We start from the raw sequence: 23,704 nt of genomic DNA, 5'->3' as shown, positions 1-23,704 counted from the left end.
CTAATTAGACCTGAATCTTAAAATCCAGGATTTTTGTAATCAACTTTGTTTCCATCCGCCGTTTCATATATTCATCAGTCACATAATATGTTCTTCCATATTCATCTTCACATTTTCTTTTGGCTTTTTGATTGATGAACGGTTGGAAATAGTAAACAATACGGTTGATTGCCTCGGCATCTCCCTGGATAGCCATCTCAATTGTTTCAAATTCCGGCATTTCTCTATGCTTTCGTGATTTCATATGCTTTTACTCCATGTATTTTTTTAATCGTTTCAACGAATCATCTTTGTGGTAATGTATCGTACTCTGCACCAACTTCAAATATGCAGCAATTTCCTGTTCCGTCATATCCAGAAAGAAAAGCATGAGAATAATTTCTCGTTTCTTTGCCGGCAATTTTTTTAAAGCCTCGCTGAGCCATTCATCATGGACAAAAACTTTTTGCCCCATGACTGTAAACTCTTCTGCTATTTCATAATCATCGTAAGAACACAGCAGGTTCCAATCTTTTTGTAAAAGGTCAGAAAAACTGATTTCTCTTTCCAGTTGTTTTTTTAACTCATCAAGATAGTTCAAAACTTCACCGCGCAATACTTTTATACAGTAAGCACAGAATTTTCTTCGCACGATTTCCTTTTCACGCCGGTTTAATTTCAAGGGGATCACCTCCCCTCTGCATATAGCCGTAATAAAAGATACCTGATCCTCCCTTTCATAGCGAGAACAGGTAAAAAGCAGAAAAAAATCGAAAAAAGAAAAATTTTATTTAATTTTTTCTGCTCGTGTATTAGTTTTTGATAGATGGCGGACCACGTTTTTGAACTATCCTGATAAAAAATCGCAAAATTTAACAAAGAAAAAGCCAGAAAGTATTCTAGGCTTTCTGGCTTTATATTTAGATACAATTTTTCATACTATAACTAACATGATTACTTTTTATCAATCTCCTTTTTAAAACACTTTCTCACAAGTCATTCATCCTCACACTTTATCTTACCCCCATCTATCCGATACACACTATCGCAAAGAAAATTAATATCTTCTGAATTGTGACTTGCAAGTAAAATTGTAACGCCGTTTTCTTTCAAAGAAAGAAACAATTTCCTCATATCAGCGACTCCTTGTTCATCAAGCCCATTCATAGGCTCATCCAAAAGCAGGATATCTGGCTTTTCCATAATAGCCTGAGCAATTCCCAGTCGCTGACGCATACCCATAGAATATTTTTTTACTTTTTTCCGGTCTTTAGGGCATAAGCCTACTTGCTCGATAGCCTCTTTTACTTCCTTTTTTCCAATCAGACCACGCAAACGCGCCAGATAAAGAAGATTTCTGTAGGCAGATTCATATTCCAGAAACCCAGGAGACTCAATGATGATTCCCATATTACCAGATACATTCTGTTTTCGATTTTGTTCCCGACCTCTTATGCGGATATTACCAAAATCCGGAGTAAGAAAACCACAAATACATTTCATCAATACAGTTTTCCCCGAACCATTCCTGCCAATGAGTCCACAAATAGTTCCCTTTTCTATTGCAAGAGATACTCCGTCAAGAACTTTCCTATTGGAAAAGCTCTTTGACACATTTTCTATTTCAATTATTTTCATGAAATATTATCCTTTCCTATTCTCTAAACAGAGCAATATCTGTTGAAATTTCATTGTCCATACGTTGATGGCTTTCACTTTTCCCATCACACCAGCCAATCAATCCATATCTTTCTTTAGCCATATCCGAATGAGGATGGCCACTATCAGAATTACATTCAGAAAAATCAGTATAGGAAACGCATAGGACAAAGACGGTAATGAACCATTATAATTTTTCATAGTAGTATCCAGGCAAAGCCAAGAATACGGAGAAAACCAATAAAAAGTTGTGAAATCCAGCCAGCTCACAATGTGAGGCAACACGGCAAACACGGCGACAATGCACATTCCTGTTGTTTTCTGTCCAAAAAGGCTGCAAAAATATAAAAATAATCCGCTAAGTACATTTAGTAAAATAGAAACAACAAAAGAAATGGCAAGTGCTTCCTCCGGGGTAAAGTCCCACAAAATATGATACTGAAATTCAATTCCGCTCCCCACTTCATACGCAACTGATGTCTGCGCTACTGTTCCCCAGAACTTTCCCCAGCTTCCAAAAAACGGAGCCGGAAGCATAGCCCACTGAATAAGAAAAAACAATCCTGATATGATCACGCCAGAGCAGAAAATATAAAGGATATGAGAACAGGCATACCGGTATTTGCCGCATCGGATCAACAAGAATTGTGACATGGTATTCTGAAAAGGGACATCACTGAAATACAGAATCACCCCGAAGTAAAACAGCATCAAAAAGAAAGTGTTGTTCCAGATGAGAGGAAACACAGTCGTATCCGGCGAAACACCCAAAAGATTGATGAGCCGTCGAGTCGGACGCAGATATAAATCTGCAAGAAGTAGAATAAGCATCCAGAAAACCCATATATTTTTCTTGGCGCGCCATTGCCTGAACTGGCAGTAAAGTAGATGTATGGTCATTCTAATCATATCCATTCCTCCCCAATACCCAATAAGACACCGTACCAAAAATGAAAAGCAGAACCGTACAGACACCACCGCCTCTGACTAAGAGCAATTTTGTGGAAGAGATACTGCTGTTAATAAAACAAAAAATATTTGATAAACGATAATCATACCATTGTTGCGAATACGACGGAAAGAAAATAGTATTGATATAATATAGAAATATTGGCACAACCTGCACCATCATCTTATCTTTTAATATCATAGAGATTAAAAAGGTTGCCGCAGACACTATCCCTCCTATCATTCCATATCCAAGAGAATGAAGAAAAAAATAAAGAAAATACTTCTGTCCGAGTAAAAGTTCTCCCATCCCATTTGACGTCATGGAATGAAAGAAATCTTCCTGAGGATTGGCCCAGGGCATAAAAAACCGCATACTACAAATCCATATAAACGTTCCGGCAGTCAGAATAAACAAAGCACTGAAAAATGTATGCATAATCTTTGAAATGACATATTCTTTCCTGCTACATCTTTTCATCCAAAAAAAGAAACAGCCTGTTTCTCTTTCATCGCAATAAGAAGTTCCCATCACAGCAGCAGACAACATAAGACAAAGAATAAAAAATGGATCATCGGTGTATAAATAAACCATGTCCAATACAGAGGAGTCAGGAATTGTCGTCGCGTCCTGCCCCAGCATAAGATAATCAACTACAACAATTCCAATAATAGCAGCCCACATTTTCCTACGTCCAAACCATCGCATGCTATCAGCCCACAAAACATTAAAAAGTTTCATCACGATATAATCTCCTGTCTGTTAAATTTATTGCATATATAAATTAGGATGTGATTTCTTTCCCGTTAAATCCATCAAACAATATTTCTATATCACTACTCTGCCAGCCTTCAACCTGAATCTGTCCCCGAAATGACCAAATCGGATGAATCTCATATTCATTATCCTTGATAAATACAGGCATCAGTTCCAGAGCAATTTCATCAAATAATGTGGAGTCCTCTGTGAGCAACATATCGTATTTCATTTGCAGGGATTCCAGCGCGCGATCCAAAGAAATGATTTCTTTACCTTCCGTAGTTTTTTCCAGTACATATCCCCAATATTCCCGAAAAGCAATCATACCTCTGGCGCCGTAAATAGCCATCAGTTCCGTCTGTTCAATACCAGTTCCCTGAAAACCATCTCCATACTGTACCTGCCGAATGGGAACACCATCTACCTCTTGATGGAAGATAAAATAATAAGCGTCGTCTTTTTTCGTCCAGCTTTCCTTTTTATCTTCTTCCAAAATCTTTCCATCAGCGTCCATCGGTTTCTCCTCTTTTTGAAGTTTTTTATGATTTAAGGAATAAGCTTCATAATCATCCGATATACTAACCCCAATCATATCAAAGTAATTCTTTATAACTTGAAATACATTTTCCCGGGATGCAAAAGGTAATTCTTTTGTAAGGGAGAAACGTGAGAGATTATAGCCTTCAATAGCAGGATCTGTAAATAGACAGTTCAGATAAAAATCATAATCGGGAGTATGAAAATAAATATCGGTTGGTGAAACTTCCATAAACTCTCCCTGTTTACCGTATAATAAAGCAATATCATATTCCCCCAGTTCCCGAGATTTATATCCTTTGTCCATCACTTTTTTATTAACATTTATCTCTGTGGCAAAAAGCTTTTTGACATCCTCTTCCTTCATCGTTGGACGATGGGCTTTTACCAGATTCATTTTCATATTTTGCAAAGATTCCGGTATCGATACTTCCGCGTTCACCTGTGTATTTTCATCCAAAGATAATACTATCTCATCTTCGTTTATCGCTGAATTTGCAGCTACTTTATGTATATTTTCTGTCCCGTTTCCAGAGAGATCCGATTCCTTTTGTCCAGCCTGATTACAAGCAGATACTAAAGAAGCACACAGAAATATACTCAGAATAAAAATCGATTTTTTCATATTACCTCCTTCAATATTAACGTGCAGCAGGCGCAATTGTTTTGCGCCTGCTGTGTGAAATTTATTTACGGTGTCCATCTTCCGGTTACTGTAGTATTAACTCCCTGAGCACTACTGCATTTAGCTTTGCAACGCAATTTATATTTTCTACCGGCAACAGCTTGTCCTGACAAATATTCTTTGTTTCCTTTTGCTTCTATTTCTTGACTTTTCAATGACAAATTCTTTCCTACTTTAGCTCCATTATATCTAGGATGATACACAAATTCTAATCCTTTATTAGATGGTCCAGCAGTAAACTCATGTGACACATAAAATTTATTTTCAAATTTACTGCCACCTGCTTTTGTAGCGCCATAATTCGTTTCACTTTCCCCTACTTTTAAGTTGTATCGGTAACCCACTGTTTGTGCATCAACTGAAACTGTAACACCTACAATTATCATCAAAGAAAAAACAACACCAGCAATTATTGAATATTTTTTATCCATAATATTACCTCTCCATTCTTTTTAGTACAAGTTTAACAAAAGCCTTGATTTTCTCCTCGTTACTATTTATTTGTATATAATTATATTATAATTACACTATCCTCATAATTCCGGCTGCAGTAAATGGCCGTAATGGCTCTTTCGGTTTTATGAGGATTTTTTATGTATACAATGGAATCACCCTCTCCCGTTTAATAAAATTCCTCTGATTACAATACATAAGAATACAGATAATTTTATATATTTTTAATTGCATAATTGTTTGTTATTATAATATATTAAATATATCATTTTGTCAATTATATATTTTTTAAAAAGGTATTTATTTTATCAAAATACCGTTTTAATATAATCAAAAATAATATCATGATATGTTAGGAATTGTGTTATGGCTAATCGAAGTAATTTTTATAAACTGGAAATGTTAATTCTGAGCATTTTGAAAAAAGAAGATTGTTACGGTTATCAAATTACAAAATCTATAAAAGAGCGTTCAAAAGGAGTGATAAGTGTTGGCGACGGAACAATGTATAATATTTTGTATAAGATGATGGACGAAGGCTTTGTATCTAGCTATGATAAAATTGTGGGAAGAAAGGTTCGCGTCTATTATCATTTGGAAGAAAGCGGAAGAAAATATTTAGATGAACTGTAAGCGCCTTATCTCAAGGTGCTAGCAAAAAAATAACACCCAAATGCTAGAGCATCTGGATGCGAGTATTTTACTCTATTTATTTTTACAAGTTTTTTTGACTTCCTCATTCCATAGAGCCAATAATGCCAACTGTTCATCGCCCATATCTTCATTTGGCCGGTTCTCCAGGACATAAGTCAGGTATCTAAAAATATTTAAATCATGGGCTTTTGCCATCTCAACCATGGTATCTGCCACAGCGCTTGCGTGTGCCCCTTCCGGGGTTGCACAAAAAAGCCAGTTCTTTCTGCCCACTGTAAAAGGCCGGATGGAATTCTCGCTTAAATTGTTTGACAGACTGCATCGTCCATCTTCCAGATAAGTATACGAGTATTGTTTTCGATTTTGGGCATACTTCACCGCTTTATCAAACCGGGAATTTACGGCCGGATGCTGCTTTTCCAGCCACGCAAAGAAACTGTCGATGACTGGTTTGGATTTTTTTGATCGATATTCTTTGCGCTGTTCAAACGAATATCCGTGTTCCTTACAGTATCTTTCGTGTATAAACAGCTTGTCGCAGTACTGGACGCCCTGGACAGCCGGGATGCTCAAGTCATCCTGTTTCCCTTTTGGAATGGCATCCAGGAAATACCTTCGGACATGCGACCAGCAGCAGCACCGTTTGATATTTTTCAGGTTATTGTAGCCCTGATACCCGTCTGTTTCAAGATAACCTCCCGGATATCCTGATAAAAACTTTTCGATATGGTATCTGGCCCTGGTCTGTGTATATCCGAAGATAATGATCGGCGGCTGGCCGTCTTCCCCAGACCTTACCAGCCACATATAGGATTGGGATTGTGCACGCCTCTCCGGTTCTTTTAGTACCTGTACCCTGGTCTCATCGGCCATCAGGAACTCTCTTTTGAGAAGTTCTTTCCGAAAGTATCTATATAGATGGATAAAATATCTGGCAACACAGTTTATGATCCAGTTTGCCATTGTCGTCCTGAAAATTTCCACACCGAACTGCTACCAGTCTTTTTCCTGGCGGTACAATGGCAGGGACAGGCTGTATTTTTGATAGATGCACCAGGACACGATAGAAGCAGACGCAGGACTGTGCGGGAGCAGGGCAGGCGGCACAACAGATTTCACAAATTTATAATCGTTCTGGTCAAGATGATATCCTTCGGTACAGGAAGGACATGATGTTGGATTTTGTTTTCGAATACTTTATGCGGCTTTCCCTTCTCATATTTCGGTTTCCTGGGGCACACGATCGATTTCAATCCAAGCATGGAATTCATATATTTATGAATAGTCGTTTTACTATATGGGAATCCCTCGCGTTCTAAGTATACCTGCATTTGGCGGTAACCATCTATGCCATGATGTTTATGATAAATATCTGTAATTTTTGACAAAGCATTCTTGCGTTGCGCATAGTAATCCGCCTTCCGATGTTTTCGGTAATTGTAATAAGCATTTGGGTAAATGTGAAAATGTCGTAGGAGCCAACGCAGGCCAAATTGAACATGGTGTTGTTCTATAAATCGATAAGCCTCTAATCGATTTCCTTTGCAAAGAATGCCGCGGCTTTTTTTAAGAAGAGATTTTCCTTTTTTGCCTCTTCCAATTCTTTTCGTAACCGGAGATTTTCTTTCATAAGATCCATTTCATTTGTAGTATCTGGGTTTTTGATGGCTTTTTCCTGGCATTCTTCGCTGAATTCTCTGCACCACTTGGAGATGCTGGCTTTCGATACGCCATATTCGGCAGTGATACTATTGTAAGTGCGTCCTTCTTCTAGATGGAGACGGACAATTTTCTTTTTAAACTCAGATGTGTAACTTTGTGGCATAATAATTCCTTCTTTCTTTGATAAATTGATTATATCTTATTAGCCACTACTGTTACAACGCTAGTATATCACTTCATTTCATTATTTATACTGATATCGGTTCTCATCGACTAAATAACTCTGTTCTACATTTCCTTACATTTTACCACCCGGCAGTCACTGCCCGATGATACTGCCTCATCTTCTCCACATCATGCAATGCAAAGTATTTCTTTATCTCTTTATCACTCAATCCATCTTCCATCCCGCCAATGATCTCCTCAATCTCTTCTGGGGACAGTTGTTCCGCATAACGAAGCAGACAATCTACCACACTCCCGGACAAATCCCACGGCTTTTCTTCTTCACTTTCTCTATCATAATCTTCTTCTTCCAAAAATGGATACACATCTTCCGGCGGCTCCATCTTCGTGATATCTTTTTTGGGGATATTCTGAATCATGTTACGTATCTCCTCTTCTGTTGGATGCGGTATCTCCTTCCAGTTGGTATACAAAAACTGCTGCATGTCCATTTCAAAGGTCTTGATGGAATCATCCGTCTTTTCCGCTTCTTTAAAGAAAGCAAATTCCTCTTCTGATAAGATACGGAGTTTTTCTTCCCCTTCCAGTGTTTTATACTGGCCTGTTTTTTCATTATAGATGACCCGGACAGGATTGGTATACCCCTGTTTTCCTGCTGCTCTTTCTGCCTGTTGGAATTCTTTGGTATGGAAGGGCCAGTTCTTCTTATCATAGATAGGGCGGTATCCCTCCAGGAACAGGATACAGTCATCTTTGGGCATCCGGCTGACCTGGCCCGGTGTCATCAACTTCATCCCCGCCTTTTGCATCTGCAGGTTGGAATTGCTGTTAGCTGCCAGTACATATCCCATGCTCTCAGAACGGGTGTCAATGGTCATATCTTCTAACATGTCGGAGATCCATTGATGGGTGGTATGGGCCGTCGGTCCGGAACCCAGATAGATCATGGCGGCGCAGTTTCCGGTAAATATCTCCCACTTATCGTTGGGAAAAAGGGTCTTGATCTGTGCGATGTCCTGAAGGATTGGCACCATGGACATATTCCGGCTGCGGATCTCCCCCAGGAGCATTTCGGCATCTGCCGGTTTCGGACCGGCGTAGAATTCATCCGCCCACAGCCGCACATGGATTGGCAGCTTTCCTCCCGGACAGTCGTTATCTGCAATGTCACGGAGGACACGGAAAAGCAGAGTATAGAACATATTGATGAAGAGATTATAGGAAGTATCTCCCGAACGCATGACTAAAAATAAAGCCGTCTTTTTTTCCGGGTTGTTGTCTATGCCCAACCCCAGGGATGGGATATCAATATCGTCATCCTCAAAGATCCGCCGGATCTCCGGGATCTCAAAAAGTTTCAGCTGCGCATTTACCATAATGATAATCGAGCGTACCGTCTCTGTTGCCCCTTCTTTTAACTTCCGGTAATCCCGCACCGGGGGATAATCCTCCCCATATACTCTTGCCAGGCTGTCCATTTCCTGCTGCAGGGCGGTCGTACCATCCTCATCCACAGTCTTTGTTTCCATGTTCACCAGGTCTAAGATATGGTTCATTGTCCCGGTGTATCCTTGTTTTTGTGAAAGGAGCCATTCATATTCAAACAAAGACTGCAGGTAGAGGGCAACGCCGTCATCCCAGAACGGGTCTCCTTTCATAGCATCCGGCGGTTTGACGGACTGCTGGATGTTGGTGATGATACCGATCAGGTCACTGTAGTTTTTGATGTAACAAAACGGGTTAAAACGGTGGGATTCCAGGGGATTCTTAAAATTGATAGCTTTCACTGTCACACCGATGTGTTTCAGGTACGCTCCATATTTTTTTAGAAGATCCCCTTTGATATCCAGGATGATATTTGTCATGTTGATATGGAGCAGGTTCGGGATCAGTTCAGAGGTTGTCTTACCGGAACCGGAACCGCCGATAATGAGCATGTTCATATTGGATAATGCGTCAAATCCGATCCTTATATTCCGGCTGACATAGGTATTCCTCGTTTCTTCCTTATCCCGCAGCCGTTTTGCTGCCTTTCTCACATCTTCCCATTCTGCCACACCGTGCTCGCTTTCCGGATGAAAATTCCGATGATAGGTCAGATAATAAGAGACTCCCATCACCCACAGGATCACTCCCACTCCCATGAATGCGGGAGTCCTCTCATTCCACCATGGCGTAAATGGATGGAAAAGAATATAAGAAAGTTTTTCCTGATAGTTCTTCACTGTCACTCCATCCATCATAAACAGACCGGAAACCAGATAGGCCCCCAATAAAACAGCAGCCAGGATAATGAAAAAAACTCCCCATGGTATTTTCTTTTTTTGCGTCATGATTTCCTTTCCCGCCAGCCGAAGTCCCACATCCGGCTGGCGTATGTTTTATTTTTTTAAGACTGGCGGCGGCAAAGTACGCTTCGGTCGGCCAAGGTCTGGCTTATAATGAATAGACAGATCCGGCTGTTTCTTTTCTTGATTTTTAGAAGAACGATCGATTCTTTCCGGAGAAGGATCCTGTTTTCTATCCGCATCTGCCAGATTCTGTCCTCTCTCCATGGATGATCCCATCACAGGGTCAAAATACTTTTTGGCAAAAGCACGGCCGGACATTTTCTTGATCCCCTGCATGGCTTCCCCAGTTCCTGCATGAATCACAGTGGGAGGATTATTTTTGCTGATAAATGCCAGATAAGAATTCTTTTCCTTCTGGATAAACACCTGCTGTAAGGGCAGGAGGAGTAGGTACTCCCTGCTGCCCCAGGTTCCGGGAATCCGGCAGGCAAACTTCCCTTCTTTCCAGAAATCCTGCAGGTTCCTGGATGCCTGCTCCACCAGGGTCGTGCGGTCAATGCTCAGGGGAATATACTCTGGATCGTTCTTATATTTTTCAAAGGATACTGCTGTTTCGTCTTTGATCCTCTGGTTATTTTCTACTGTTTTTTCTATCTCTCCTTTTTCTGCCCCTTCATACTTCCGGTTTGCTTCCTGGTATTCGGAAGATGCGCTGTCAAGATAGGATTGTTCCGTCATCTGCCCCATCTGGGAATACTCTGTCATGGAGATGGTGCTGTAATCATCCAGAGCGATACCTTCTTTTTTTAAATCTTCCCTTTTTAACTGATACCACTGCTCCACCTGCGGCAGGTCACTGTTTGCGACAATGACCTGTATCTGTCCATCCCCGACCCGAAGATCCGGCAGGGAAGCATAATTCACCCCCATGTTCTTGAAATCTTCCTTCCATCCTATATCCAGCGCCGCCACAGGCAGGGAAAGGATACTCGTCCTGCCAGCAGTCAGGTTTCTAAGGTCACAGACTTCCTGTTCCCCTCCCTGCATTTGATGGAGGATGTGCCGTTGGTACCAGGCACCAAACTTATCCCTGTCCGGCTGATATACAGCCACCTGCAGCATCCCGTCTTCCTTATCAAGATCCGGCAGCACCATATGGCGCACACCAAGGTCATGTAACTCCAAACTGATTCCTTCTGTATCCACTGCGGGTATGTTCATGATGTCATATTTTCCGTCCGTCAGATGGATAAACTGTTGAAAATCCTGAAAAGTACCTGCCCGCAGCTTCTTTTCCGTGACCATGCGGGCAAAATACTGTAAGAGCAGGATACCGCCCATGGCTGTCAGCTTGAGAAAAGGATCCATCCAGGCAGCCGCCCGCTGGATACCTAAAAAGATCTGCTGCGTTTCCTGGTCAATCTCCATGGTCTCCCCCCTCCTTTCCCTCTGCAGATCCGGAAGCTTTTGTAAAAGATTCCTGGATCTTTCGGCACACGTCTGGATAGGATTCCTCTACCCGGAGGCGTCTTCCGTTTTCAAAAGTGATGATACAGCTGGTATTATATTCCTTCTCCACACTCTGTACCAAAGCAGGAGAAAACATCACCTGATTCAATTTCAAAAATACCCGCATTGTTGGTTCCCCCTGTTTCATAACTGCCGCATTTTTTCCTGTGTCTTCTCTGGTGTCCGGCCGCCCGTTTTCTTTTCCATAGCTGCCGGAATGTCAAATCTTTCTGTCACTGTCTTTTTGCACTGGACATCATTTCCTTCCTGGCCAAACTGTATATATTCTCCCAGTCCTTCCTGCCGGCATTCCTGCTGCAGTGCCTGCAGTTCCCCAAAGTGCAGGGTTCCCTTTTTTACAGTATAGGTATCAGCATCTATCTCCGCACATGCCAGGATGATCGAGCGTAAGACTGGACTGACCTTCTGTACATCCAGCTTCCTGTCTTTTTGTTCAAAAGCCACGGCATTTACCAGTGTCTTACCTGCCGCATCATAATACTGGACTTTATTGGAGAGCCGGTCCTGGATATCGACTTCCTTTGCATTAATCTCCTGGACAAAGGATTCCAATGTCTTTGCATCGACTGCCCCGTCAGCCGGGACGACCAGCAGTTCGTGGACAGAAGAAGGGAGTACGTAATAATCCCCTCCCAAGAGTTCCGAGAGTTTTTCCATCATCCCCGGCTGATACAGCATGCCCGCTCCGTTTTTTCCTGACTGGCTGGTCAGGACAAATAACGGCAGGTTCCATCTTTCCATATCCAATATTCCTTCCCTTTCCAGCAGGTTTCCCCAGCTCGGGTTGCCGTACAGGACGATTCCCAGTGCATCATCCATGTTGTGAAGGACCGGTCCTCTTTTTGCATCAGCTGCCAGGGCATCCTGATAAACGGTATCGCGGTCTACGCCCCACTGTTCCAGCATGCTTTCCATTACCCGGAATCCTGCCTCCATCTCCTGGCTGCTTTCCAAAAGCACATGGCACGTCAGAGCAAGATCTCCCTGTCTTTGATAGACCGTCCCCTGTAACCGTTCTTTGTTATCCTCATAATCACAGACCCGCAGCTGCAGGCGGTCTTTTATATTGTCATAATCCATGATGCCTTTGATCCTATCCATATGTACCCGTATGTTCTGTTCTTCCCGGACTCGCAGCTGTGCAACTGCTTCCAGACAATCTTCTATCGGCCGCCCATTCCGGTAATCCTGAAACAGGTCATCCATGTAGATGCTCGGTACGACGGGTATCCCTTCCTGCCGGATCAGCAGCGCTGTCAGATGTACATCATTATGCTTTACGGTTTCTTCTGTCGTGATCTTTGCATTGGCATACTCTGCCGGGAGATAGGTACGGATATGTTCTCTCATATAATCAAAAAATTCATTTTTATCCATCATGCCTTCTTTCCTCCCTGTGTTTTGTTTTCACTGTTTGTGTACCCTTTTATCCTTGCCTGATACGCCGACAGCCTTTCCTTCTGTCTTTTTCCCCATTTCCTGATATCCTGTGTTTCTGTGATATACTCTTTCATTTTCATTCTTCCTTTCTTGCTTTTTCTGTTCCCATAACAACGGCAGCCGGATATCGATCCCTGTGATCATTTCCCTGGCTGTACTCCGGATCGTTTCCAGGGAAGAGCGCAGCTCCGGCAATTCCTTCCCCGAACTCCATCCCGCCACATACGCAAACGAATATTCCGAGGTGTCCAGGCCATAATGCTGGCAGACCACGTAAGCGACACTCTCCGCCTGGACTTCCTTTGTATGCCGGTCCAATGTCTCCTGCCCTTTTGGGGCATCCGGATCCATGGCATGCAGTTTTGCGTGGGCAATTTCGTGAAGGAGAGTCTTTACATTCTGCAGTTCGCTCATCCCTTCTGCCACAGCGATCCGCTTTTCCATCTGGTGGTAATACCCATGGACTTCCCCTTGTATGGTCTCAAAGGATACCGGAACCGGCGATATCTCCCTAGCTGCCTGAAAAAATTCCGCGTATCCTTCCACATCTCCCTGCAGCATAGGAACACCATACGTGGGAAGCTCCTTCCCTTCTGTCTGGGAAATATCAAAAACAGATACTACCTTAAAACCCGTGAGGATCTTTTCTGTCTTTTCTTCTTCCCCCGGCTGCTCTGCCGCAAGCTCTGCTGTCTCTCTGCTTTCCTCCTCTTTTTTCGTTTTTCGGAACATCGGCGCCAGAATCTTGATTCCTTTTTCCCCTTTTTTCACATACCGTCCAAACTGTTTCTGCCAGGCTGCATATCCGGCAACCAGAGAGGCATCCGGTTTCTGCATGGCGATCAGGAGCACGTTGTTGAAACTGTAATCATAAAACCTGGCCATGACCTGCAGGTACTCCTGGTACTGCCTGCTTTGGAATACATCCCGGATTCCCTGTTCCAGGCGGTCTGTCAGTTCTTTCATCCTGTCAGACGGATCACGGGAGGTAAGGAGGAGGGGCCGTACCGGCTGCGGTTCCATCGGTCTTCCCACGTTATTCCTCCTTTCTTTGGCCAGCGGATGGTTTCCTGTTAAGATTTCGGAGTCGTTCCATCATGGGGATAGTAAGTCCCGGAGAAGCAAATGTCTTGATCTCCCGGAAACTGTCCCCACTTTCTAGACACTGCAGCAGATATTCCTTCTGTTCCCTACTGTATTCCTTATTCTCCAGATACGCTGCAATAAACGCGTCTGCCTTTGCTTTTCTCCGAACTTTCCAGCATATGCCCCGGAAGCTCCTGGGACGAACATCTCTTCTTTTCACATTTTCCTTGATCCGCTGGTTTTCTTTCTGCAGCCGGTCACACTGTTCTTGCAAAGAGAATATCCGCCCTTCCAGCTCCTGTATTTTCTGCTCTTTCTCCTGAATCTGTTTTTTCTTTTCATCCAGAACCGTCTCATTGGTCACTTTTTGTCCTTCTAATAAGGAGTGCTGCATCTCCAGTGTCTCTGCCATACCCTCCTCTAACTTTTTCCATATTTTTTCACTGTTGGCGAACATCTGCTTTATTTCCCGGTGCAATGCTTCCCTATGTCTCTCCCTTTCTGGATCATTTCCATAGATTTTCTGTAAAAATATCTGGCGTTCTTTCCAGATCATGACTGCTTTTTCCGTCCGATCTTTTGCCGGCAAGGCATCAAGCCTCTGCAATTCATTCAATTTCATTCCATCCAGCGCACAAAGATAAAACAATTCGCATAGCAGCCCGTCTGGTATCTTTTCGATAAACTGCTGGATTTCTTTTGCACAGTCTACCCAGGCCAGCACAGCCTGATGCTGACGCATTGCTGATATATTCTCCATATCCATTTCCCAAAAAGAAAAGCCTGTACCTTCCATTAAGTACAGACATTACCTTTTGGGACTTTGCTCCACCTCTTTCTCTTTTTTCTCATATTTTTCTTTGTTCTGTTCTTCCCGCAGCATCCGTTGTACCAGCCTTTTCTCTTTACGGATATCCCGCAGGCTGGCGTCGATCTTTTCTTTTTCTTTTGCAAAATCAGTGAAAAAGTTTTCTGGCATTTCCTGTTCAATCTGTGCCAGTTCTTCCTGCAGTGTCTCAAACTGGTCATCCCAGGCCGGAAGGGAGCCCAGTTCTTTTTTCATCTTCTGATACTTCTTCACCAGCTCCTGGTCATAGACCGCCGCGGATGTACTGCGTCGGTTTTTCCACATGCTTTCTTCTTTTTTTAATTCCAGCAAACGCCCCTGCAGATCTTCTGGGTTTTTGATGCCGCTTTGCAGTATGTACCGGCATTCTTCATAGAGCTGGTTGATGTGGATGGCATGCTTTCGGACATAAGCCCGGTCCCTGCGATACGGATTTCTATCCTCTAAGTAACGGCCTGCCCGGTAAAAAATCCGGAGTTTTTTCATCTGGTATGGGGACAGAGTGGGAGAAACATACTGGAACAATCCTCTCTGATATCTGTGGAAAAGTTCTGGGGACAGCAAAGGCTTCCCTGGCATTTCCTTGTCTTTCTGGGCGATTCTCTCGATGATCTCTTTTTTCGTATATCCCGGTCCGAGCCGATAGTCCCGGCGTCCGTTTCCATACCCCGGCGCTTTGTAGGTCACATATTTTTTCTGCCGGATCTCATACCCACACCGTTGCATCTGTTTCACAAAATCTTCCCAACTGACTGCACGCTTGATAAAATAGTCAATATCTGCCTTGAGGATCTTTGTTTCTGTCGGTCTTCCCTCTTTTTCTGCGAAATGCTCTGCATATGTCTTTCCTTTCCTCTTTCCTTCCCTTTCATAAGTAAGAGGCGGCAGCCCATACTTTTCACAGATGCGATCTGTGATCGGCTGGATGCATGTTTCCCAGTCGCCTTTCTCATAACGGTATTTATATCCGCTCATCCGGTTCACCGAATTAAAAATGACATGACCGTGCATATGGGCCTGGTCTGTATGGATGGCAAACACGTAATCATAATTTTCCCCCAGATATTCTTTGCAAAAGTCACGGATGACCGCGTAGGCTTGTTGTACCGTTGCTTCCCCTGGCGGAAAGGAGATGACAAAGTGATATCCCTGCCTCCCGCCTTCTTTTCCCCACTCCCTTTTTGTATCCAGCATCGTCTGGTATACTTCCTTCGGCGTGTTCCCAGCATTGCCGCCGATCCACATGGCATCTTCTGTCTTGTCCGGGTTCATGATATAGTTGATGGCATTTTTCAGGTGAGCCGCCCCGCCGCCTTTTGGCATGCCAATATAATTTAATTTTGTGATGGCCATATCCCGCGTCCCTCCAGATTTTTTTCCAGATATTCAAATTTTTCTTCCACCTTTTTCATGTAAAAGATCAGGGTATCAATATCCATCGGCACAGCATATCCCGCATTGATCTTTGTCACCACCTGATTGATATTTACACCGATCTTGCGTACCTGGTAGGCCAGTTCTTTCAGTTCTTTTTTGATAGCTGCCGAATTCTCATTCCTGTCAAAAACACATTTGCGGATGTAGGCGGATACATTTTTTCCCTGTGTTTTCTTCTGTTTTGTCTCTGTATCACGCTCAGCCAGCCGCACGATTTCCTGGTATTCCTCCTGTGTAAAACGGATCAAAAATGTCCGGTCCCTGCCCAGTGGTCCTCCCTCCTTTCCTTTTTATTTTCCTGTGACTTTTCCTCAAAACTTTCTGCATTTCCCTGGATTTCCCCTGCATGCCGCATCAGGAAATTCTTTAACGCTTTCATCTTTTGCTCACTCATTTCTCCCAGCTGTTCCTGTACCATGTCCGCCAGTTTCCGGTTCTCTTCTTCCTCCTTTTTCTTTTTAATCTCCTTGAGTTTTTCCAATAATTCTTTTTCTTCCTCTAAGATCTTTTTCTTTTTTTCTGTGATCTTATACAATCTTTCTTCCAGCCGGATGATCTGTTCCTGCCAGTCCATAAATTCCACCTCCATCTATCCATCAAAAATAAACGGTTTTTCTATGCCTGACTGTGTACTCGTTAGTATGAAAAATTTTTTCCATAAATATCACTGCCAGCAGGAAAACCATTTCTACAAAATGCATGGATTTCCTCCACTCTGTTCCGGATTTCCAACAGCTCTTTTCGGATTTCTTCCTGTTCCTCATAAACCGAGAATTTCCGGATTGCCATACTGACATAGCTGTTTTCTGTCGGATATTTTTCCCTGTCCCTGCTTGCAATCTTTTCCGCCACGTCTTCCGGCAGTCGGAAATGTTTCTGCACCGCCATCCCTCTCCTCCTCTCCGTTTTCCTACCATTTTCGCTCTGTTTGGAATACCAATCCTGGTAGAATCGTGGACCATTTCCGGTATTCTTTTGCTACCAGTTATGGTAAATACATACCGGTTTTGGTCTTTCACCGTCTGTGCTATGCCATAAAAAGCCGCAGGCTTTTTGCAAGATACGCATTTTGTATATACAAATGCCTCTTGTCAGGGGACACCCCTAAAACCCCGGTTTCCACAAGACCTCATTTCCCGGCGGCAGAAATTTCCCGGTAAAACACCTCCTGCAGCCATTCCGCCGCAGCCCTGCCATACAGATCCTGCAGCTTTTTTTCATACTTCTCTAAAAAGAAAAGATAAAATCGGTCTGCCGCGTCAGAGACCAGCCCCAGGTAAGTCCCATCCTCTAACATATCTTCCTTTTCTTTCAAATGCTGAAAAAAATTTTTTTTGCAATCGATCTCCCCTGCCCGGATATAAAGGCTGGTCTTGCTCTCTTTCATTAAATTCAGAAAATATTTCTCCGATTCGAAAATAAGATCTTCTCTGTCCATCACGCTCACCTTCTTTCTTTTTTCTGTTTACTCCACCAGGGAAAAATGATATTTTCCGTTTTCAAAAAGTACCTGTACTTTCTTCCGATCAATCCGGGCAGTCTCAAACTCCAGGACCGTTTTATAACCTGTTTCTGTTTTTTCTACAGAAGAAACAAACAGGTTCCTTCGTTCTTCTCCGTTTTCTCTTAAGAAAATCCCCAGGTCATGCTGCAGCGTTGCCATATCTGCCACACGAGATAAGGTCTGTTCCACATCTGTGATATTGGCATCGCCAAAGTTGATAATCTCTGTTCCTTCACTGGAATACTCCGGTTCTGTCCCCGATATATTTTCATTGGCTTCTGTCGTTGCAACGCCGCCGTACTGTTCTACATCCGGGATAGACTCCGAAACAGACAGGGTAAATACTGCCGTCTGTTTATCATAGACCGCTTGCAAAATCGTACCTGCCGCATCATCAAGCTGGAGATAAAAATTTGCAGTTCCGTCTGGGTCTTCCTTATTGTCTTCCACCTTTCCCAGTGCCAGTACCGTTGTGGCAGTCAGATGATTGTTTTCCATAAAGGCTGCCACCTGATTTTTGAAAGCCGTCGTATCCAGCGGAAGATAATAAATTTTTCCCAGATTCAAAAACGTATATGGATTTTCCTTTTTTTCCGTCGTTGTTTCCAGAACATTGGCTGCCTTTGTTGTTTTCTCTTCTGCTGTGCTTATGCCGATCTGTTCCCCTGTCGTTTCGGTTCTGTTCGTTTCTCTACCGTCATCCTGCCGCAATAAAAAAAGCCCCAGGCAAATGCACAGGGCAATAAGTATAACAGCAACCAGGATTCCAAACAGCAGTGTTTTTTTTCTCATCGGGTCTTCCCTTCCTTTCTCAAATCTGTTACCACTGATGTTTTCATGTGTACTGAATTTCAGTACATCCTTTTTATCCTATTAATCATCAAAAAAGTTTTTCTGTAAGTTCACAGCTTTTACAACAGTGGTATCCGCCCACTCCGGATGATAGCCTGTAATGCTCTTTCCAGAACCATACCAGGAAGATTTATTCACACAAAACTCTACGACACAGTGACCGTATTCATGTCCCCAGGTGTTACAATCCGGGTCATCAAAACTTTTATATTCTCCAATGATGGCATGGATGACTTTTCCATTGCCGAGAACAAAATCAACCTCGTCTCCAATTTCTCCAAAAGTAGAAGTGCAGGCAACCACATAGCGGCCATCAATGACACCAAAGCTATTCCGGTCATACGGTTCTCCACTTTGGATCCGGAGTTCATACTGTCTTGTCCCGCGGTAGGTGATCATATTCCATCCCATATAGGAATACACATCGCCCAGTCCTTTTGGCAGAGTGATCGTCTTGCCGGTTCCGTAGGAATCCTGGCCTTTCAAGCGCAGGACCGTCGTCATTCCCGCCCATCCAATGTTTCCTGTCCGGGTGCCCCGTACAAATGGACCACTGTCCGTCTGTCCGTCAGAAGTCTGATCTCGTCCAAAATCATACCAGACTTTTTCCCCCTGGCTGTCTTTACCGGCATAGATGTTGGTATGCCCTGTCCACAGACAGATGTCCCCAGGTTTGATATCTTTCTCCGGAAAGTCATCCCCTATATGGTAAATGTCATAGTACTCTTCCAGCCGTTCGCGGACGGTACTGCTGCAGATCAGCCTTCCACTGGCGTCACTGTAAAAGGTCTGCCCCTCTTTCAGCGTACCAAATTTTTGCATGGCAAAACCCACATAAAGCGCACAATTCGTCTTCCGTACCTCCGCTTTTCTGGCGGAAGAAAAACTGGATTTCACATCGGAATTGGAATAGATCCAGTTCCCATCACTCACAATGGTATCTGCGATCTCTTTACATTCTGCTAAAAATTCTGCTGCTGTCCCGTATTCACTGATGCCGGTTTCCGGATATGCTGGCTGGCCATATCCCATAATGCCTGCATAATTCAGATCATAGTGTGCCCGCATGACCTGGTCGTTTTTATTTCCTTCAATGGTATGTACCACGCCATTTTCCGTATATTCTACGATACCTACATGATGGGAAACACCCACATGGTCATAATCAAAGTAGAGGATATCCCCCGGCTGTGGTTCATAGGTTCCACCCGATGCCTGGTATTCCTGATGGCGGATAAACCACTGGCGGCCCGTCTCGCAAGACGCCGTCTTTGGAAAGATTTCCATATCAACAAACCCACACTCATTGGCGCACCAGCTCACAAAAGCATGGCACCAGGACAGACCGTTGGTGCCGGTGTACTCCCCATACTTTGTCTGGTTTCCGGCTTTCTCATGATAACCGATCTCCCCGATGGCAACGGCCACGATACTTTCGCCAGTGCCATATGCATACGTAGTATCTACGGCAGAAAATATACTGGTGAGCAATGCAATAACTGTCGTAACGAGGACTGCCAGGATAAGGAGAGGGAGCAGGAGCAATAAAAAAACAGATAGGACGGCTGCAAACACCTGGACAGCGACAACAGCTACCGCCAGCAATCCTGTGGCCGCCACTGCCGCGGTATAAGCCAGTATGTCAGTCGGCGTCTCCATCTGCCGATGGGATTCTTTTACGCTGTCCATCTTTGACTGGAGGCGGACTCGCTGATTTTCCAGTGCAGTATTTTGAAACCGGATCTGCTCCGCGAACATACCGGCGGCTTTCTTTGCCGCCTCCACAGCAAGTCCTGTCTGTAAAGGGGCAGATGTTACCGTCATCACTTTTTTTCCGGCTTGATCGGATAGTCGGACAGGATTATCCATAGAAAATTGCCCGGATGTTCCTACGGCTGTCTGGTTGTTTATCCCTGTACTTACAGTTCTGCCATTCAAACTTTCTCCGGAAGTGGCTGCCGGGCTGTTCCTTGCCTGACGCTTGCCCGTGATCGCCGCCGCACCTACTTTTTTTCGGGACACCATCCCCGGCAGTCCGCCTTCCCCGATGATCTTTTTATCCTTCGGCCTGCGCCAGCCATGGGTCGGATAGGTTTCATCCTTTACAAAGAGACGGGCCGTCTCCTGCCCTGCCTCCTTTCCGGATACGCCAGGCGGTTCCTCACTGATTGCCGGTCCCTTCTTCCCGGCTTTCCTGCGGACAGCACGGAGGGCCTGCTCTTTATAAGCTTGTTTTTTGTCTTCCGGCAGTCTCATCCATTTTTTCTGTAACTTTTTTGGGAGGAACTGGACAGGGTCCTGTTCTTCCTCCTCTTTTTTCTGTCCCATAGGATCTGCATATCTCCCAGCGAGGCGGATGCCATCCTTAGAAATCTGGAACCCGCTCTTTACGACTGTAAACGTAGAATCTCTGCTCTTTTTTATTCCCATACGCATCCTGCCTTTTTATATCGTGGGATCCCCTCTGTCCGGGTCTCCACAAGTTTTTTCTGCTCTACCAGATAAGCAAGCTGTACTTCTGCCTCATCCTGCGTGATATCCAACACCGATAAAATATCTCTGGCACTGATCTCCGCAAAATCGGCCATCTGAAGGATGATCTGCTCCGTCCGGTCTGCTTCTGTATAAACAGGCTCTTCCGCCAGCTCCTGTCCGGCCTTTTCTGCCTGTGCTGCCCGCTCGTGGAAGTTCGTGGAGATCATGGGATACAGGAGGTTGTCTTTTGAAATACGCATATCAAAGAGCACGACTTTCTTCCCCCAGACCATGACCCCCTGTCCTGTCTGGTCGCTGCTTAACGCGTCAAACTCCGTCTGGGATAATTCCTGTATTTCCCGCAGGGCATTGGCATCCACACCGCCCTGATCTAAGAAACATTTATAATCACAGTTGGAAAACAGCTCTGTCAGTTTTTCATCGTTAAGTGCCGCCGTCAGATTCTGCATCGACATGGTACAGATCCCGCCAAATTTCCGGTAAGTCGTAACAGCAGTGTTTAACTGCGCCGCTGAGGTTCCCTTCTGGCAGATGACCTGAGTCTCATCCACGACGAAATGGACGGCCCTCTGCAGGGATTGATTATATTCGATCCGGGAAGAGGTATAGTGCATCACAGTCAGCATGACCGCCTCCCAATTATCTTCCGGCACGTTCTTAAGACCAAACCCCACCAGACGATTCTCCAGCCGGATGGTGGAGGGATGGGCCAGCATGTCACAGCTTCCCTCCGTATACTCTTCCAGACAGTTATCGATGGTCTGCAGGATTTCCCGGTTGTGGCTATCCTGCCCGGTCTCCCCGGATAAAATCGTATGGATCTCTTCCCGGAGCATCTTTAGTGTCGGTTGTTTTTTCAGCCGTTTTTGCGCGAAGATTGTTTCGTACATTACATTTGTCGCCCGGCTCACAAAAGTGGCATGCTCCTGCGTGAAGAGGATATGATTCATGGTGGCAGCTACCAGGCTCTTTGCATAGGCAGTCTGCGTTGCTACAAATTTTTCCCTTGTCTTTTTATCGGCATAAAAAACTTCTTCTGTCACCTCAAAGCCATTTAAGTGCATCTCGCTTTTCGGTGTCAGATCAAAATAAACACCGCCCAGCGCACGGATGATATCCTCGAACTCATTCTGTGGGTCTAAGACCAGCACGTCATCATCGGTGGCAATGAGGGTCTGTAAGATTTCCGTCAGCTTGATGATGACGGATTTTCCGGAACCGGTATGGCCGATGATGATTCCATGGGGATTTTTTAGCAGTTTTCGGTTTCCAAAGATCAGCCGTTTTGTCGTCCGGTTGATCCCCATAAAATATCCGCCCAGGTCGATGATATCCTGCGCATAATAGGGCTGTAAGGCAACCACCGATGATGCCAGGAAAAAGCGCATGTAATCTACCTGCCGTCCGCCATAAGGAAGGGCTGTGTTCAAGGCCTTTAATTGATGCCAGTCTGCGGTCTCAATGGACACCCCTTCTTTTCGTCCGATGGCTTCCATCTGGCCGACGCGTTCCGCCAGCATCTCCTCATCCGGGGCAGTGACAACTAACAGGAAGTTGACAAAAAAACCGGTCTCATCATTGTCATTGATCTGGTCGGCATACTCCTCTATTTTCTCTTTCCGTTTCTGCAGACGGTAGGACGGTCCGGTGGAAATCTGGTTTCTTTTCCTCTTCTGGTCTTCTTCACTGCTGATGGCCCGCTCGTTATTCATGGATGCAGACCCTAACTTATCCTCGATGATATCCGGTGTCACCGGGGCATAATCCAACGTCAGGAAGGACGGGAACTCCATATGGGAAAAGCTGCGGATACAACTGTCCGCATCAATGGACCCCCGGTACTTATGCCCAAACAGGACAGACATATAGGTATCATCCAGGATAAGAAAGTTGCTTTTCTGACGGATCGTCTGAGGCAGGATATCATTTTTCCAGTCATGCCCCTTCCCAAAAGCAAGATAGGTTTCTTCCTCTTTCTTCCCCGGACGGAGCAGGGAATGGATGCAGAAGAGACGTTCCTTCGCCGAGAGCCGCATGACCTGCCCCCGCCATGCCCGGAACATGTCATGGATAACGGTATCAATCGCATTTAGCAAAATGACCGCCTCCGCCTGGGTTTCTGCCCGACAGGACACCGTCAGATACCGGTATGTGGTCACGTTGGGGTTAGATTCCCCCATTTTTTCCTCAATCCAATCCCGGATACCTTTTTCCGTCTCCGGATAGCTTTCTTTATTTTTATTGGAACGGTATTTCCGGATGAACTCTGCCGCAGACTGGAACTCGTTTGCTATTGTGATCTTAAAATCCACGTTCATGGCCTTCAGCCAGCTCATGAATTGATTTAAGAAACGAGTCTTCTCCCCATCGTCCTTGTTGATGTAATTGATCTCCTCAAAGAGGTAACACCGGTCATACAGGCAGTTTTTCTTTCCTTTTTCCAATTTAGCAATGCCATTTTCGTATAATGTATCGATATGAAACGCTTCCCGGATATTTTTCGGGACTTTGACGATCGGCAGGCTCATTCGTTTCTGATCCCGGAACCGGATGTCGGCATTAAATATGGCCATGCTTCTTCCCCCTAGTATAATAATGGTGTAGTCAATAAGACTACTCGGTTAATAAGTTTCTATGATTAGATAACAGAAGAAGGTGTTCTTCCTTCATCAGATGTTATCCTAAAATAATTATCATG

General features: G+C 44.3%; 23 protein-coding genes and 1 pseudogene. 1 reads left to right on the top strand and 23 read right to left on the bottom strand.

Annotated elements, in window-relative coordinates:
• Positions 1-4: 4 nt before the first annotated feature.
• The 7 genes from B5E53_RS10505 to B5E53_RS10475 form a co-directional block, all read right to left on the bottom strand.
• Positions 5-244, bottom strand: a complete 240-nt coding sequence (locus B5E53_RS10505; protein WP_087314792.1) for a helix-turn-helix domain-containing protein — start codon at positions 242-244, stop codon at positions 5-7.
• A 6-nt stretch (positions 245-250) separates the two neighbouring features.
• Complete coding sequence (locus tag B5E53_RS10500) at positions 251-661, bottom strand: sigma-70 family RNA polymerase sigma factor (protein WP_087314790.1); 411 nt, start codon at positions 659-661, stop codon at positions 251-253.
• 314 nt (positions 662-975) lie between these two features.
• On the bottom strand, positions 976-1,617 hold the full coding sequence (locus tag B5E53_RS10495; protein WP_087314788.1) for an ATP-binding cassette domain-containing protein: 642 nt from the start codon (positions 1,615-1,617) through the stop codon (positions 976-978).
• Between the two features lie 99 nt (positions 1,618-1,716).
• Positions 1,717-2,214 (bottom strand): hypothetical protein, encoded by a 498-nt coding sequence (locus B5E53_RS19280; protein WP_162611896.1) that lies wholly within the window; start codon positions 2,212-2,214, stop codon positions 1,717-1,719.
• 325 nt (positions 2,215-2,539) lie between these two features.
• A complete protein-coding gene (locus tag B5E53_RS10485) occupies positions 2,540-3,328 on the bottom strand; it encodes a hypothetical protein (protein WP_087314784.1) in 789 nt (262 codons plus the stop codon).
• Positions 3,329-3,371: 43 nt separating this feature from the next.
• Positions 3,372-4,586 carry a hypothetical protein gene (locus B5E53_RS10480; RefSeq protein WP_162611895.1) on the bottom strand — a complete coding sequence of 405 codons (1,215 nt, stop codon included), beginning with the start codon at positions 4,584-4,586 and terminating at the stop codon, positions 3,372-3,374.
• Positions 4,574-4,999 carry a hypothetical protein gene (locus B5E53_RS10475; protein ID WP_087314780.1) on the bottom strand — a complete coding sequence of 142 codons (426 nt, stop codon included), beginning with the start codon at positions 4,997-4,999 and terminating at the stop codon, positions 4,574-4,576. Before B5E53_RS10475 ends, B5E53_RS10480 begins: the two co-directional genes overlap by 13 nt.
• Positions 5,000-5,387: 388 nt before the next feature.
• Between B5E53_RS10475 and B5E53_RS10470 the strand changes: the two genes are divergently transcribed.
• The gene (locus B5E53_RS10470; RefSeq protein ID WP_087314778.1) at positions 5,388-5,654 is read left to right on the top strand and encodes a PadR family transcriptional regulator; all 267 of its coding nucleotides are present in this window, start codon (positions 5,388-5,390) and stop codon (positions 5,652-5,654) included.
• A 72-nt stretch (positions 5,655-5,726) separates the two neighbouring features.
• On the opposite strand, the pseudogene B5E53_RS10465 reads toward B5E53_RS10470, so the two are convergent.
• The 16 genes and pseudogenes from B5E53_RS10465 to B5E53_RS10390 all read right to left on the bottom strand — a co-directional run.
• Positions 5,727-6,797, bottom strand: a pseudogene (locus B5E53_RS10465) (IS66 family transposase); the annotation flags it as partial.
• Between the two features lie 406 nt (positions 6,798-7,203).
• A complete protein-coding gene (locus B5E53_RS10460) occupies positions 7,204-7,500 on the bottom strand; it encodes a transposase (protein ID WP_087314774.1) in 297 nt (98 codons plus the stop codon).
• A gap of 142 nt (positions 7,501-7,642) precedes the next feature.
• Positions 7,643-9,856: a type IV secretory system conjugative DNA transfer family protein gene (locus B5E53_RS10455; RefSeq protein ID WP_087314771.1), complete on the bottom strand. Its 2,214-nt coding sequence runs from the start codon at positions 9,854-9,856 to the stop codon at positions 7,643-7,645.
• Positions 9,857-9,904: 48 nt separating this feature from the next.
• Entirely contained in the window at positions 9,905-11,242 is a 1,338-nt protein-coding gene (locus B5E53_RS10450; RefSeq protein WP_087314769.1) for a hypothetical protein, read from the bottom strand.
• Positions 11,232-11,450 carry a hypothetical protein gene (locus B5E53_RS10445; RefSeq protein ID WP_087314767.1) on the bottom strand — a complete coding sequence of 73 codons (219 nt, stop codon included), beginning with the start codon at positions 11,448-11,450 and terminating at the stop codon, positions 11,232-11,234. Before B5E53_RS10445 ends, B5E53_RS10450 begins: the two co-directional genes overlap by 11 nt.
• 17 nt (positions 11,451-11,467) lie before the next feature.
• Entirely contained in the window at positions 11,468-12,724 is a 1,257-nt protein-coding gene (locus B5E53_RS10440) for a DUF5688 family protein (RefSeq protein WP_087314765.1), read from the bottom strand.
• 27 nt (positions 12,725-12,751) lie between these two features.
• On the bottom strand, positions 12,752-13,819 hold the full coding sequence (locus B5E53_RS10435; RefSeq protein ID WP_087314763.1) for an ArdC-like ssDNA-binding domain-containing protein: 1,068 nt from the start codon (positions 13,817-13,819) through the stop codon (positions 12,752-12,754).
• Position 13,820: 1 nt separating this feature from the next.
• A complete protein-coding gene (locus B5E53_RS10430; RefSeq protein ID WP_140401481.1) occupies positions 13,821-14,630 on the bottom strand; it encodes a hypothetical protein in 810 nt (269 codons plus the stop codon).
• Positions 14,631-14,678: 48 nt separating this feature from the next.
• Positions 14,679-16,070: a relaxase/mobilization nuclease domain-containing protein gene (locus tag B5E53_RS10425; protein WP_087314759.1), complete on the bottom strand. Its 1,392-nt coding sequence runs from the start codon at positions 16,068-16,070 to the stop codon at positions 14,679-14,681.
• Entirely contained in the window at positions 16,052-16,402 is a 351-nt protein-coding gene (mobC, locus tag B5E53_RS10420) for a plasmid mobilization relaxosome protein MobC (protein ID WP_162611892.1), read from the bottom strand. Before mobC ends, B5E53_RS10425 begins: the two co-directional genes overlap by 19 nt.
• Complete coding sequence (locus B5E53_RS10415) at positions 16,399-16,743, bottom strand: hypothetical protein (RefSeq protein WP_162611891.1); 345 nt, start codon at positions 16,741-16,743, stop codon at positions 16,399-16,401. The genes mobC and B5E53_RS10415 overlap by 4 nt, the downstream gene beginning before the upstream one ends.
• 47 nt (positions 16,744-16,790) lie before the next feature.
• Complete coding sequence (locus B5E53_RS10410; protein ID WP_087314753.1) at positions 16,791-17,042, bottom strand: hypothetical protein; 252 nt, start codon at positions 17,040-17,042, stop codon at positions 16,791-16,793.
• Positions 17,043-17,283: 241 nt separating this feature from the next.
• Positions 17,284-17,592 carry a hypothetical protein gene (locus B5E53_RS10405; RefSeq protein WP_087314751.1) on the bottom strand — a complete coding sequence of 103 codons (309 nt, stop codon included), beginning with the start codon at positions 17,590-17,592 and terminating at the stop codon, positions 17,284-17,286.
• 27 nt (positions 17,593-17,619) lie between these two features.
• The gene (locus tag B5E53_RS10400) at positions 17,620-18,450 is read right to left on the bottom strand and encodes a hypothetical protein (protein WP_087314749.1); all 831 of its coding nucleotides are present in this window, start codon (positions 18,448-18,450) and stop codon (positions 17,620-17,622) included.
• A gap of 81 nt (positions 18,451-18,531) precedes the next feature.
• A complete protein-coding gene (locus tag B5E53_RS10395; RefSeq protein ID WP_162611890.1) occupies positions 18,532-20,940 on the bottom strand; it encodes a CHAP domain-containing protein in 2,409 nt (802 codons plus the stop codon).
• A complete protein-coding gene (locus B5E53_RS10390; RefSeq protein WP_087314746.1) occupies positions 20,931-23,579 on the bottom strand; it encodes a DUF87 domain-containing protein in 2,649 nt (882 codons plus the stop codon). The genes B5E53_RS10395 and B5E53_RS10390 overlap by 10 nt, the downstream gene beginning before the upstream one ends.
• Positions 23,580-23,704: the final 125 nt, after the last annotated feature.

The sequence above is a fragment of the Eubacterium sp. An11 genome (assembly GCF_002161065.1).
Taxonomy (GTDB): Bacteria; Bacillota; Clostridia; order Lachnospirales; family Lachnospiraceae; genus Anaerobutyricum; species Anaerobutyricum faecale.
Note: the sequence above shows the minus strand (reverse complement) of the source record. Positions and strands in the feature narration are given on the sequence as shown.